General features: G+C 31.8%; 13 protein-coding genes. 11 read left to right on the top strand and 2 right to left on the bottom strand.

Features of this window, described 5'->3' with window-relative positions; translation table 11 throughout:
* The first annotated feature begins 51 nt into the window (after positions 1–51).
* From KPL50_RS07485 to KPL50_RS07455, 7 genes are all read left to right on the top strand, one after another.
* The gene (locus KPL50_RS07485; protein WP_216297835.1) at positions 52–3,303 is read left to right on the top strand and encodes a DEAD/DEAH box helicase; all 3,252 of its coding nucleotides are present in this window, start codon (positions 52–54) and stop codon (positions 3,301–3,303) included.
* A gap of 128 nt (positions 3,304–3,431) precedes the next feature.
* Positions 3,432–4,622, top strand: a complete 1,191-nt coding sequence (locus KPL50_RS07480; RefSeq protein ID WP_253200499.1) for a sensor histidine kinase — start codon at positions 3,432–3,434, stop codon at positions 4,620–4,622.
* 49 nt (positions 4,623–4,671) lie between these two features.
* Complete coding sequence (locus tag KPL50_RS07475; protein WP_216297834.1) at positions 4,672–5,346, top strand: response regulator transcription factor; 675 nt, start codon at positions 4,672–4,674, stop codon at positions 5,344–5,346.
* A 128-nt stretch (positions 5,347–5,474) separates the two neighbouring features.
* Positions 5,475–6,614 (top strand): ABC transporter permease, encoded by a 1,140-nt coding sequence (locus tag KPL50_RS07470; RefSeq protein ID WP_216297833.1) that lies wholly within the window; start codon positions 5,475–5,477, stop codon positions 6,612–6,614.
* A gap of 18 nt (positions 6,615–6,632) precedes the next feature.
* On the top strand, positions 6,633–7,337 hold the full coding sequence (locus KPL50_RS07465) for an ABC transporter ATP-binding protein (RefSeq protein ID WP_216297832.1): 705 nt from the start codon (positions 6,633–6,635) through the stop codon (positions 7,335–7,337).
* Positions 7,315–8,451 carry an ABC transporter permease gene (locus KPL50_RS07460; RefSeq protein ID WP_216297831.1) on the top strand — a complete coding sequence of 379 codons (1,137 nt, stop codon included), beginning with the start codon at positions 7,315–7,317 and terminating at the stop codon, positions 8,449–8,451. The genes KPL50_RS07465 and KPL50_RS07460 overlap by 23 nt, the downstream gene beginning before the upstream one ends.
* Before the next feature lie 54 nt (positions 8,452–8,505).
* On the top strand, positions 8,506–8,943 hold the full coding sequence (locus KPL50_RS07455) for a DUF2383 domain-containing protein (RefSeq protein WP_216297830.1): 438 nt from the start codon (positions 8,506–8,508) through the stop codon (positions 8,941–8,943).
* Between the two features lie 33 nt (positions 8,944–8,976).
* Here the strand turns inward: KPL50_RS07455 and KPL50_RS07450 are convergent, their stop codons facing one another.
* Entirely contained in the window at positions 8,977–9,684 is a 708-nt protein-coding gene (locus tag KPL50_RS07450) for a lipopolysaccharide assembly protein LapB (protein WP_216297829.1), read from the bottom strand.
* 216 nt (positions 9,685–9,900) lie between these two features.
* Between KPL50_RS07450 and KPL50_RS07445 the strand changes: the two genes are divergently transcribed.
* Positions 9,901–10,290: a DNA mismatch repair protein MutT gene (locus KPL50_RS07445; RefSeq protein WP_216297828.1), complete on the top strand. Its 390-nt coding sequence runs from the start codon at positions 9,901–9,903 to the stop codon at positions 10,288–10,290.
* Positions 10,291–10,548: 258 nt separating this feature from the next.
* Positions 10,549–11,364 (top strand): ZIP family metal transporter, encoded by an 816-nt coding sequence (locus KPL50_RS07440; protein WP_216297827.1) that lies wholly within the window; start codon positions 10,549–10,551, stop codon positions 11,362–11,364.
* A 93-nt stretch (positions 11,365–11,457) separates the two neighbouring features.
* Here KPL50_RS07440 and namA read toward each other — a convergent pair whose 3' ends face one another.
* Positions 11,458–12,501 carry an NADPH dehydrogenase NamA gene (namA, locus tag KPL50_RS07435; RefSeq protein WP_216297826.1) on the bottom strand — a complete coding sequence of 348 codons (1,044 nt, stop codon included), beginning with the start codon at positions 12,499–12,501 and terminating at the stop codon, positions 11,458–11,460.
* A 303-nt stretch (positions 12,502–12,804) separates the two neighbouring features.
* Between namA and KPL50_RS07430 the strand changes: the two genes are divergently transcribed.
* Together KPL50_RS07430 and KPL50_RS07425 are read left to right on the top strand one after the other, a co-directional pair.
* Positions 12,805–13,383 carry a hypothetical protein gene (locus KPL50_RS07430; protein ID WP_216297825.1) on the top strand — a complete coding sequence of 193 codons (579 nt, stop codon included), beginning with the start codon at positions 12,805–12,807 and terminating at the stop codon, positions 13,381–13,383.
* Between the two features lie 183 nt (positions 13,384–13,566).
* Entirely contained in the window at positions 13,567–14,673 is a 1,107-nt protein-coding gene (locus tag KPL50_RS07425) for a DEAD/DEAH box helicase (RefSeq protein ID WP_216297824.1), read from the top strand.
* Positions 14,674–14,718 lie beyond the last annotated feature (45 nt).

Below are 14,718 nucleotides of genomic sequence, written 5' to 3'. Positions count from 1 at the left end.
TTTTATGGTATAATTAAAAGGTTATAAAATTCTAAAAACTAGGGAGAAAATATGTTAAAAGAAGATATGGTATTACAAATATTTAATGAAGGAACCAGTGGTAAAAATCATGCTAAGGGGCAAAGGGTTCTTAATAATGATTTAGTTTCCTCTGTTGATATTACAAATGTAGATAAGTTAATATGCATAGAAGGCAATGTGATTTCGGAGAAACTTTTTAATGAATATCACACAAAAATTGAGATGGATGCAGAAAGAAAAAGTATTTTTACTACCTTTTGTACCTGCGCTGATTTTGAAAATAATGAGTTTAAAAAAGAAAATTATTGTTGTAAACATCTAGTGGCAACTTTTTATAGTGCGCTAGAAGATTTAGCGAGTCACCCGCTATTAAAAGAAGAGGATGTGGTGGGGCAAGCTATATTTAAAAGTAGTAGTAATGTATTATCTATGCTTTTAGGGGATGAAAAACACAAGGATGAAACTAAAATAGAGGTCTATATAAATAAAAATCAGTGGACAAACAGCCTTACAGCAGAGTTTAAAATAGGATTAAGCACTATGACCTCCAGCAATCTTTACATTTTAAAGGATATCAATCACTTTTTATTAGCCTATGATAATAATATTCCTATAAACTATAGCAAAAATTTCACGTTTAATAGGGCAGATCAAAGATTGAGCACCAAGGATAAAAGACTTATGGATTTCATTGAAATGTTAAAGGTCATGGAGCACTCCCAAAGGACCGCTCACAGAAGTGAAGAGCGTTATATAAATGGGAAAAACATTAATATTCCTAAATTTTTAACACGGGAATTTTTTGAAATTATAAATAAACATAGGGTATATTTGAATGAAGGATTCTTTTCCAGGCCCATAGACACTGAAATTTTATATGAGGCGCCAGCCCTGGATTTTGATTTAAAGCTAATAAAAAATAATTATGTGCTTAAATCATTAAATGGAATGCCGGTGGCTTTAGGCTCTAAAAATGATGTTTTTTTGTATGGTAGCAATATATATCTTCCGGATTTTGAGTTTTGTTATAAAATAAATCCATACCTGCAAGTTTTTAATGAGGCAAGGGTGGTAACTATGACAAGTATGGAGGAGGAGAATATATTAAGAAGGCTTGTTCCAGATCTTAATTTTTTATCACCGAGTGTTACACTATCAAAGTCTATTAAAGATAAAATAGTAATGAGTAATTGTGGGTTCAGTTTCTATTTTAATCAGGAGGGAAAAGATATTACCCTAACATTAAAGGTGAAGTACGGAACTTTTGAGTTTAATATTTTTGAGGATTGCACAGAGAAAATCATATATAGAGATTCTAAAAAGGAAGCTCAAGTCATATCAACATTAAAAGCCTTTGGTCTATGTGAAATAAAGAATAAGCTTTACTTTACCAAAGGAGAGGACTATATATTTAAATTCTTTAAAAGTGATGTAGAAAAACTTCAAGAAATAGGAGACGTGTATTACTCTGAAAACTTTAAAGGTATAAAATCTTTGGGTACAAAGGGAATTAGTGGAGATATTAAGAGTGGAAAATATAATTACTTTGAAATGGATTTCAAAATAGGAGATATTGAGCCACGCGAAACTACCAATATATTAAGGGCCTTTAGAAATAATCTTAAATATTATAAGCTGAAAAGTGGTGAGTACCTTGATTTGGAGGAACTCGAGCTTAATAAATTCTTAAAGCTTTTAGATGTTATGACTCCTTCTCATATTGAAAATAATCATATCGAAATATCAAAAAGCAAGGGTGTTTTTCTAGATGGTTATTTAGAGGAAAATAGCATTAGATATATAAAAGGGAAAAAAGAATTAAAAGAAATAAAAGATAAGCTTAAGAATATAGAAAAATTGAATTTTAAAGAACCAGCTACCTTCAAGGGGAAATTAAGAGAGTATCAAAAAATTGGATATAATTGGCTTAAGACCTTGGATTATTTAGGGTTTGGTGGAATTTTAGGAGATGAAATGGGCCTTGGCAAAACCATTCAAGCTATTACTTTTATATTAGCAAGTGTGGGAAGTAAGACTTTAATTGTAGCACCTACTTCCTTAATATATAACTGGATAAGTGAGTTTGAGAAGTTTGCACCTAGCTTAAAGGTAGCTGCAGCTAATGGATTAAAGGATACAAGAGAAGAGATAATAAAAGATATAGCGAATTATGATGTAATTATAACTACTTATAATCTAATAAAGAGGGATTTAGAAAGCTACAAAGTATTAGAGTTTGATTATTGCATATTAGATGAGGCTCAAAATATAAAAAATCCCAATTCTCAAAATGCAATGGCTGTGAAGGAGATAGTGGCTAAGAATAGATTTGCACTCTCTGGTACACCAATAGAAAACTCTCTTATGGATTTATGGTCTATATTTGATTTTATAATGCCGGGATACCTATATGATGAAAAGAGATTTAGTGTAAGATATCATAAAAAACTTAAGGAAAGTCCTGAGATATTAGAGGATTTGAATAGGCTTATAAAACCTTTCATTCTAAGGCGGAGAAAAAAAGATGTTTTAAAGGAATTACCTGATAAAATAGAAAAATCCCTAATAGTAAATTTAGAGCAGGAGCAAAAGAAAGTTTATAAAACCTATGCAAACCATGCTATGGAGCTTATTGAAAATAAAGTAAAGAATGATGAGTTTAAAAATAGTAAAATAGAGATACTTTCTTATATAACAAAGTTAAGACAATTATGCCTCGATCCTACAGTACTCATGAATGATTATAGTGGCGGTAGCGCAAAGATAGAAGCTCTAGTGGAACTTCTTCATAAGAGTATAGAGGAGGGGCATAGGGTACTTGTTTTCTCGCAATTTACCTCTGTTCTTAAGAATATACAAAAAAGGCTGAAGGCAGAGAAAATATCCTTTAGTTACTTGGATGGATCCGTGCCCTCCGAGAAGAGAATGAATTTAGTTAAAGCCTTCAATGATGGCGAAAATTCTGTGTTTTTAATAAGTTTAAAGGCTGGAGGAACTGGGCTGAATTTAACTTCTGCTGATGTAGTAGTTCACTTTGATCCTTGGTGGAACCCGGCAGTAGAAGAGCAGGCAACAGATAGAGCTCATAGAATTGGGCAAAAGCATGTGGTAGAGGTTGTGAAAATCATAGCTAAAGGAACCATTGAGGAAAAGATTTTGTCCCTTCAAGAAGAAAAGAAGAAGCTTATATCCTCTCTTATGGGAGATGAAATGGGAAGTGGTGAAGGCTTTGCAGCTTTAAGTGAGGAAGAGATATTTGGATTATTTGAAATGAAGGAATAAAAACTTGCATATTAATCCTTTTAATTGTAAATTTAGGTATGAGGCGCATGAAAATAGTCTAGCCTAGGCTACTGATTTGTTATCTATTTGAATGTGCCTTATACTATTTTAAATTTGTGAGGTGTTTTATGAACAATAAGATTAAGGATGTTTTGCTTATTATTAAGTATATATTATATACTGGAATATTTTTAATAGCTGCAATTTATAACGCAGAAAATCAATTATTAATTATTACTTTAGCTTTTTTATTTCTAACCTCTTACACGATAAGAGTGTTTTTTATCTATGGTAGTGAAAATCATAAAAATCTAAACTATTTTTTTTTGACGATAGATTTTATATTAATTTTTCTAATCAATCTATATGATAACTCTCAGTTGTCTTTATGCTTATATTATTTTATGTTGGAAGATATTGTACTAAATTTCAGATTAGCCTTCGGTATAATTGCTTCAATTTTTTCCTTTGTACTTTACTGCGTAACTTTAAGTATTACGGTGAATTTTGAGCTTGGCATCATCTTTGTAAAAATACTTTTAAGTCTATCAATTTTTTGCATCATTTATTTAATACTTTTCCTTGTAAGATATTTATTGAAGCAAACAGAAATAATTGAAGTTTCTCTAAAAGAAATAACTATAGAGAAATTAGAAAAAGACTGCATTTATATGAATTTAAAGGAAGCATATGAAAAATTAGAGATAATGACTATTCTTAAAGAGAGAAATAAAATAGCACGGGAAATTCATGATACAGTGGGACATACCTTAACCACAGTTTTGGTAGAAATAGAGGCTAGCAAAAGACTGATGAAGGGGGATTTGAATTTATCACTAGAAAAACTTTGCCTCGCACAAGGACAAGTGAGAAAGGGTCTTAATGATATTAGGAGCTCCGTACGGGTGCTTGAAAAAGGTAATGGGTTATTAGAGTTTTATCCTTCTTTAGAAGCGGTAATTAAGGATACACAGCTACATTCTGAAGTAACAATAAAATCTGAAATAGACTCTTCATTAAATTTAACTAAAGAATCACAAAAGGTAATTATATCGTCGTTACTAGAGGGTCTTACTAATGGAATTCGCCATGGTAAAAGTACTGCTTTTTTGTTTAAATTAGTGAAAAAAGGAGATAAAGTATGTTTTTCTCTTGAAGACAACGGCGAAGGTGCAGGTATATTAAACTACGGCTTTGGGCTTCGCGCTATGCGAGATAGGGTTTATGACTTAGAAGGAAGCTTCGATATTAATTCTGATGTGCAAGAGGGCTTAGAATTACTCATTACGCTTCCCTATTCAAAAGCTTGCAAGCAATAATTTTTAAAAAAATATAATATTAGAATGATTTATTTTTGGGGAGGCTTTTATGGATAAGATAAGAGTGTTAATTGCAGATGATCAAACCCTTATGAGGGACGGGCTTAAGACAATATTAGAATTAGAGGAAAATATAGAGGTAGTAGGGCTAGCAAGGGATGGGGTAGAGGCACTAGAATTATGCTCTGAAACCAGGCCTCAGGTGGTACTAATGGATATAAGAATGCCTAATATGGATGGAGTACAATGTACTAAATTAATAAAGGAAACTTATCCCAATATAGTGATACTTATTCTTACCACCTTTGATGATGAAGAATATATTGTTGAATCCTTAAACAATGGTGCTACCGGTTACATTTTAAAGGATATAGAGGGAGATGGACTTATAAAAGCGGTGCAGGATGCTTACGCAGGAGCTTTCATATTGCCCTCTAAAATTGCAGTTAAACTTGCTGGTAAAATAGCCAAAGAGTATAGGCAGTGCTCTGAAAACATTGTTAAAAAGAATGAATCTAAATTGTTAAGTTCTTTTGGACTTTCAGAAAAAGAAATTGAAATTGCAAAAATGCTAGCTCAAGGTTTTACTAATAAGCAAATTGCATCTTCACTATATATATCTGGTGGTACAGTAAAAAACTATGTAAGTAATCTATATAGTAAAATAGGTATTTCTGATAGAACATCAGCAGCGATATATATTAAGGACTTACTTGAGAAATAGATATATATTTATAAAGTAACCGTGGTCACTTTACTTTGTGACCACGGTTACTTTTATATTTCTCCAAGAATTGGTATTATTTTATTAGAAGGAAGTTAAAAATTTATGTTTTAAAAGGAGATAGTACAATGAAACCTTTATCAGCTTTAAGCTATAGTAAAAATAACAAGAAAAAACTTATTACCTCTACTATATCAATATTAGTAGCTGTTTCATTTTTATACGTTATGCAGACCTTGGTGAAATCTATAGGAGACTCTATGTACGAGCTAAATGTAAGTCCATATAAAAATCATATGACACTGCAAAGTATTGAAATAGAAAAGCCTATACCAGAAAATATTCTTAGCAGCCTTAAAGATAACCCCAATGTGGATGACATAATCCCCTTTGTTTTATTTAAAACACGATATGTTATACCTGGCTCTATAACCAACGCTTCCGTTTTAGGTATAAGGCCTGAAAATATAGAATATGTTATGAAAAAGCATAAAATAACATTAAAGGAAGGAAGGCTACCACTAGAAAATCATAAAGAAGTGGCACTAGATTATAGGATGTCAAAAAATAAGAACGCTAAGATAGGGGATAAAATAGGAAATTCAATCCAAAAAAATGATAGCTTAAATGGTGAGTATACTGTGGTAGGAATAGTAGAAGGGGACAATTATTTATCATTTATGCCTTATAATACTGCTAAAACCTCAATAAGTACGAAGGATACAAATATAGTGAAAAAATCTATATTAGTTTTCCCAAAGGACAATAAAGTAAAAGAGGTGGATGAACTACTATTAAGCCTTCCTAAAAAAGGGATTTCAGTTATGACTTTAAGTGGAATAATCAAACTTTATAATAAAGGAGCATCCCAAATGCGCACATTAGATATGATTTGTATACTTGCTATTGTAGTAATGGTTATTTCAGTTGGTAGCTCTAAATATGTACAATTTTTCAGCAGAAAACAAGAATTTGGGATTTTAAATGCTATTGGGTATAGCAAGGGAGAGCTAATGAAGAAGGCATTTTGGGAAGTGCTTATTATAAATCTACTAGGCTTTATTCTAGGAGTGATTTTTGGATGGTTGTTTTCTATTTTAATTAATGATGGAGGTTTTGGAGCGATTGGAGGAGTTTCAGTACACTTTTCTATAAAAGCACTTTTAATGGCACTTTATGTACCGTTATTTACAACCCTATTTACCTTAATACCTGTAAATAGAATGATAGGTAAGCTAGATCCTATAGTTATGATAGAAGAAATATAAAAAAAGGAGTGAGTTATTATGTTATTTAAAGTAGAAAATTTAAACTTAATATATGATATGGGAAAAGAGGAGCAAACTTACGCATTAAGAAATATTAATCTTTCCTTGGAAGGAAATAGGCTAATAGGAATAATGGGACCCTCTGGTAGTGGTAAAAGTTCATTGTTATACTCTTTAGCAGGACTTAAAATTCCATCATCAGGTACCATAAGCTACAAAGATATGAAATTTAAGGAACTATCTGTTTCTAAAAGTACGGAGCTTAGGCGTAAAGAATTTGGGTTCATTTTTCAAAGACATTTTCTTATAGATTATATGAGCGTAATAGATAACGTGTTAACACCAATAAATGACAATAGTATGAAAGCTAAAGAAAAAGCTTTGGGTTTATTGAAAAAGCTTGGCATTGAGCATTTAGCGGGTAAAAAGCCCCATCAATTATCTGGTGGCCAAAGACAAAAGGCTGCAATTGCTAGAGCACTTATAAATGACCCTAAAGTAATTTTTGCTGATGAGATTACTGCATCCTTAGACCATTCAAGTGCAAGGGAAGTAATGAAACTACTAGATGAGTATAAAAATAGTGCCTTAGTCATCGTTGTAACACACGATGCTTCCATACTCGAAAATGCAGATGATATAATTAATATATGGGATGGCTCTGTTACTTCAATTAAAAAAAGAGAAATGGAGGGATATAATGAATCCGCTATCAACATTTAACTATATTAAGAACAATATTTCTAAAACATTGCCAATACTAATAGCTATGATGGTAAGTGTGCTATTAATTTACACTTTTTCACTAGTGACTAAAAGCAGCATTGAGATGATAAAGCTAGTAGCTACTAATGTTTTTAGTAAATACACAATAGTATCTAGCAATAATGAAGAGCCTATTCCAAAAGATTACTTAGACAGAATAACTAATGATAATAATGTAGGTCATATTATCCCTCTAATTAGTGAATATGGTTCTCTTCAGTATAGTAATATTTTCGGTGGCATGAGCATTAATGTCTTGAATTTTTATGAAAAGGATATATCATCAGTTATTGATACTCTTAATGTGAAATTAATTGAAGGTAGTATTCCAAGGTTAAACAAGAATGAAATTATTATACCTAAAAAATATGCACTGCAAAACAAATTAAAAACAGGGGATTATATTGGTTCAGAGGTATCCGATACCTACGCAGTAAAGGGGAAATTTAAAGTATCAGGCATTACAGATGGTCCAGTAATGCTAGCAGTAGTAAGTGATAATAAGGATGGAGTTCCTAGAGATACAGTAATAAAGCACTCTATAGTTTTTTCCATTAAAGATATATTGGATAAAGATTTAATTAGCTATTTATCTAAAAAAACACCTAAAAATGTTGTGATTATGGATTATTACAATATGTCAAAACAGATAGATGAAGTTCTTAATTCCATGAATGGTTTATCATATATGCTTAATATTATAATAATTATTGTACTATGTATATCTCTCGGGAATTTGAATTACATTAATTTTCTTAATAGAAAATATGAATTTGGAGTACTATCAGCCATTGGCTATAAAAAATCAGCCCTCTATTTTAAACTTTGGAAGGAAAATGCCACTGTATGCTTACTTGGATATATTGGTGGAATACTATTAAGTACGTGTGCAGCCTTTATTTTGAACCTAACCGTGCTTTATCCAAGTGGTAAATTCATTCCCTTATGGAGTATTTCTGGTGCTGTAATAGCGTTGATGATACCGATTCTTGTATCATTTTTAAGTTTACTTGCACCTATTAAAGAACTTAGAAAAACTGATCCACTTGATGTAATTGGTGGCGTAATTTAGAAATAATATGCATAATATAAATACCAAATGCTCACAATAAACTGAGGTGAGATTATGAATGATGTAAAAGAAATGAATAAATTTTTAAAAGGCATACACATGGGAGGTACTACATTTAAAGATTATCTCCACAAAGCTAAAGGTCCCGAACTTAAAAATGAGTTGGTCCAAATTATAGAATCCTTCAAAAGACATGAAGAGGCAATTACCAATAGGATTGAAAAACTAGGGGGTAATGCCGCTGATACTCTTGGAATAATGGGCACTATGGCAGATTTTTTTGAAAAAATCAAACTTATACCTGTAAATACTGACTTGGAAGTCTGTGAGAATGCCACAGCAGCAATAGAAATGGGGATAACGCAGGGCGAAAAGTTTATTCAGGAGAATAAGGGTTTGGAGCCTAGTCTAATGAGAGAAGTAGAGGCTGTTGTAGCCGACTATGACAATCATCTAATAAAAATACAAGAAATAATGAGAACATGTAAATAGTAAATGCTCCCACTTTATAGATGGGAGCATTTGCTATTTAATAGTTATGTTTATGTTTTTTAATAGGGTATAATGACATTTATACCATTCATTATCAGGTTCTATGTCATAGGCTTTTTCTGCAAATATTAGGGCAGTTAGGCTATTTCCCATAGCCATATATACTTCAGACTTTCCAAAATAGGCAGCACTTTTAGAAGAATCTACTTCTAAGGCACTATTATATATTTCAAGAGCTTCTCTTTTATTATGCAATGATAGTAGCATGCTAGCTTTACCACATAATGCCTCATAAAAATAAGGATTTAGTTTTAGGCAAATATCGAAGCATTCTAAAGCCCTTCTGAAATCGTTAAGAAGCGCTAAGAACTCTGCTTTTTTAAAATAAATGTCTATATTTGAACTATCACCTTCAAGAAGTTTTTCGCAATAGTAAACGCATTTATCAAAATCACCAGTTAAGTCATGTATATTAATTAACTTCCAGTAACCTATAGGGTCACCTGGAACTAGTTTTAGATATTTCTTTATACATTTTTCAGCTTCGTAGGCTTCATACATATCAATATGTGCTTGACCTTTCACAAGATAAGCGGCCTCATATTCATTATTTAAGAAAATTGCTTTATTAAATTCTTTAAATGCTTTTTCAATCTCTCCATCGTTAAAAAGTCCTTTGCCTCTTTCTATATATTCACGAGCTAGATCTTCATTATTGTTTAAACTAATACTATTTTTCATTAATTTATTCCTTTCATGTGCGTTCACACATTACAATTATTGACACAAAATAAAACAGTATACATTCAATCCATGTGGAATAAAAATTTTTTGCCTTTATTGCTAAAAAGTTCAGACTTGTTATTTATATGAATGTGTCTTATAATATTTTTAACAATTACATAATCTTTTACAAAATAAGAAAAGGAATAAGTTTATATTAAGGGGGTAAACAATATGGGGAAAGTTGTAAGATGTTCAATAATAATATGTGATGATTTTAATGCAGTGCTAATCGCCGCTAGGGGTAAAAAGAAAATACAAAAGGTATGGAGCATTTTTGGTAAGGATATAAAGGGCAAGGAGACTTCCGAACAATGTGTTTGTAAAGCAATAGATAAAGATTTGAATTGTACTATATTTGATATGATGCCATATAAAGAATATGTTTTAGCTACGGACAGTGGGGATACTTTATTGGTTTATACTGGTAAGGTAAAACACTATATAAATACGCATAAGGATATAAGTCAAATTAAATGGATTACTGAAAGAGACTTGGATATGTATGATTTTGATAGTGAGGAAAAAGAAATATTAATTGATTTCTTTAAAAGTATGAAATAGTCAATAATGCACCAATGTAAATACTTAGGTATACATTGGTGCATTTAATGTTAGTTTTGTAAATAGTATTATCAATTAAAAAGATAAAAAATATTAGTTGATAATTAATATTTACAAAAATGAAAACTTGTAGTAGTCTTAAATAAAAGGCATGTTTGTTATAATGCATATATTAAATTTAAAAAGGTCAAAATGCTTAATTATGATATAAAACATATAATATGAAAGCAAATAAGATTTTAGAATGGAGGATTTTTAATGATAATAGAATGGCTTAGGGGTTTTGACCCTGTAGTTCAAGCTCTCTTTGCAACATTATTTACTTGGGGTTTAACTGCTTTAGGAGCGTCGTTAGTATTTTTCTTTAAAGAGATAAATAGAAATGTACTAAATGGCATGCTTGGTTTTGCAGCAGGAGTAATGATTGCTGCAAGTTTTTGGTCCTTATTGGCCCCGGCTATAGAAATGGCGGAGCAAACAAGTACAGCACCATGGATACCTGCTGCTGTAGGGTTTCTCGCAGGAGGAGGCTTCCTTTTTGCAGTGGATAAAATTTTGCCGCACCTACATCTTAATCAACCAATAGACCAGGCAGAAGGGATAAAAACTAGTTGGCAAAGAAGTGTTTTATTGGTTTCAGCTATAACGCTTCACAATATTCCAGAAGGGCTTGCTGTTGGAGTTGCATTTGGAGCAGTAGCAGCTGGTTTACCGTCAGCTTCCTTAGCAGGAGCTGTGGCACTAGCAATTGGAATTGGTATTCAAAATTTTCCGGAAGGAGCTGCGGTTTCTATTCCGTTAAGACGAGAGGGTTTTTCTCGCTTTAAAAGCTTTATGTACGGACAGGCGTCAGGAATAGTAGAACCTATAGCTGGCGTGATAGGGGCCTTTGCAGTATTGGCTATGAGGCCTATTCTTCCCTATGCACTGTCTTTTGCAGCAGGTGCTATGATTTTTGTAGTTATTGAAGAATTAATTCCTGAATCACAACAGGATTCGAAAACAGATATTTCAACTATTGGTGCTATGTTAGGATTTGTAATTATGATGATATTGGATGTTGCCTTGGGGTAATATTAAAAATAGGATAAAAGCACTGTGAAAGCACATTTGAATTTAATGAGCTTTCACAGTGCTTTCTTTAAATTGTAAAAGTATAACTTTATGTTAAAATCCGTTTTTATTTACGATATTGCTTCGATTATACTGAATAGGCCATTCTATATTTTCGTCTAATTGCTTAGCTGCAGTAAATGCCCAATAAGGATTTCTCAAGAGTTCTCTCCCCAAATATACCAAATCCGATCTTTTATTGTTTAATATTTCTTCTGCCATTAAAGGTGAAGTGATAAGGCCACCAGCTATAGTTGGAATATTACATTGGGTCTTAATTATTTCAGAATAACAAATTTGATATCCTGGATAGGTAGATATTCTTGCAGGTACAGTTCCACCGGAACTAACATTTACAATATCTATACCAAGGGTTTTTATGAGATTTATAAGTGATGCAGTATCATGTGCACTGTTTCCACCCAAAGCGTAGTCTTCAGCAGATACTCTTAATTGTAATGGTTTAGTTTTAGGCCAAACCGTCTTTACTGCCTGTATAATTTCCCTTAAAAATCTTACCCTGTTTTCCTCTGTACCGCCATATTCATCTTTTCTTTTATTGGTAAGAGGGGATAAAAATTGTCCTATTAAGTACCCATGGGCACCATGTAATTCTAGTAAATCAAAGCCAGCAGTTAATGCCCTCTTAGCAGCAGCTTTAAATAAATCTACAGTATTATTAATATCTTCTTTTGTCATTTCATTTGGTAGCCTATAATGTTCATTAAAAGCTATAGAGCTTGGTGCTATAATTGGATAGGAAAGAGTTTCAGATTTTCTTCCAGCATGATTAATTTGAATACCTATTTTTGTTCCATATTTATGGCATTCCTTTACTATATTTGATAAGTTTTTAACGTGATGCTCGGACCAGATGCCTAAATCATAATCAGTTATACGTCCACCAGGCTCGATTCCTGTTGATTCGACAATGATAAGCCCTACACCACCAATAGCTCTAGTTGAATAATGTATAAAATGCCAGTTGTTAGCTATTCCATCCTTATCGTTGCAAGAATCCATACACATTGGAGCCATGACTATTCTATTTTTTAAATCCATATCTTTTATTTTTAAATCACTAAATAATTTTGACATTGGTAATCGCCTCTTTCTTATATAGTCTATGATAGATTCTATTGACTATTGTGTATAAGTATAGCATTATTTAAAAGATAGTAAAGTATGCACTTTATTTATTGAAGATATAGAAAACCATAATATATAAATTTATATAGAATATTTAGTGATAAATTATGATTTAATTGTTTTTGTTCATTTAGTACTTACATATAACGACATAAAATTCATATTTTATCTTGTTATATTTTTATCATATGATATACTGAACTTATTCGATAATGTAACATATTAACAAAAAAAATCAACGGAGGTAATCATATGAAAATTAAAGGAATAATATTAACATTGGCTATAGGTGCTACTTTATTAACAGGATGTGGCGCTAAAAAAGCAGTAGAACCTGTAGCAACACCGGCACCAGCAAAAACTGAAGCTGTAGCACCAGCAAAAACTGATGTAGTAACAACAGCATCATTAGTAAATACTGAAGCTGCTTTTGAAAATGCCATAAGCAGTAAGGGTACATGGATTATTGCAACTTTAAAGGACTTAACTATTGAAAAAGATCTTGTAGTTGATGGAGAGTTTAAAAACGGCAAAAAAGATGATAGTGGTAAAGAAGTTATACAACGTAAGATAGGTTTATACACACAAGATGCAGATCGTAAAGTAACTGCTAGATTTACTTTGACTGCGCCAAAATTAACTTTTAAAAGTCCTATGGGCAGTATAGAACATGGAACTTTCAAAGGTGACCTTTATGTTTCAGCAAGCAACTTTCAGTTAAAAGATGCTATTGTAGAAGGAAATGTATATTTTACTACAGATGAAGCTAAATCTACATTTAAAATGGATGCTACAAGTAAAGTTACTGGAGTTCAAGAATTAAAAAAATAAATTACATAGCCTATTTTTAAAAGTAGACAAATAACAAAAACAACCAATCCAAATGGATTGGTTGTTTTTGTTGGTGCCACCCACGTGGCAAGTGGCATCTATAACATGCCACTTGCCACGTGGGTGGCACCAATGGTATAATAAATTTATAAAAATATGTTTAAAATAGAAAGGTAAATAAGAATGATAAAATTTAAAAAACTAGGGCTTAAGGATGATATTCTAAGCATGCTCAAAATTCAAGGGATAATTGACCCAACTCCAATTCAAGAACAAAGTATCCAATTAATAAAGGATGGTAAAGATGTTATAGCGGAGGCACAAACAGGTACAGGTAAGACGCTTGCGTTTCTACTTCCAATGTTTGATAATATGTCGGCTGATATAAATACAATTCAAGGATTAATAGTGACACCTACAAGAGAACTTGCAATACAGATAACCAGTGAAGCTAAGAAACTTTCTGAAGGTAAAAACTTAAATATCTTGGCTGCTTATGGTGGTAAGGATATAGGGGTACAACTAAAAAAGCTAAAGGGAAATATTCACCTAGTAATTGCAACTCCAGGAAGATTAATAGATCATCTAGGGCGAGGTACGATAAAACTTGATAAGCTTAAGACATTAGTATTAGATGAGGCAGATCAAATGCTGCTTATGGGATTTAAAAACGATATTGAAGATATAATAGAAAAAACGCCGAAAAACAGACAGACGCTATGTTTTTCAGCAACTATGGGTTCAGATGTGAAAAAGATGGCATATAAGTATATGAATGACCCTATAGAAGTAATCGTTAAAAAAGAAGAGACAACTCTTAAAAATATAAAACAATTTTTAATAGAAACCACAGATAGAAGAAAACAAGAAGATTTATGCAGGGTTTTAGATAAAGATAATCCATTTATGGCTATCATTTTTTGTAGAACTAAAAGAAGAGTTGATGACCTTGAGATGGCTCTTTATAAAAAGGGTTATAATTGTAAAAAGCTACATTCAGATATAACTCAGGCAAAAAGAGAAAAAATAATGAAAGAATTTAAAAGGTGTGATATACAGTATTTAATTGCTACAGATGTTGCAGCTAGAGGGCTTGATATAAACGGAGTTAGTCATGTTTATAATTACGATATACCAGAAACTGCTGAAGGCTATATACATCGCATAGGAAGAACTGGAAGAGCTGGAGAAGAGGGATTTACATATTTATTTGCAGCTCCGAAGGATAAATTTATTTTAGATGCTATAGAAAAGAAAATAAAAGGTCAAATTCCTAGAATGATTTTATAGTGGGTTTTATTGCATAATAAATAATTCATTTTACAGAATAATTAA

Origin of the sequence: Clostridium sp. CF012 (genome assembly GCF_018861755.1) — a bacterium.
Classification (GTDB): domain Bacteria; phylum Bacillota; class Clostridia; order Clostridiales; family Clostridiaceae; genus Clostridium_AD.
Note: the sequence above shows the minus strand (reverse complement) of the source record. Positions and strands in the feature narration are given on the sequence as shown.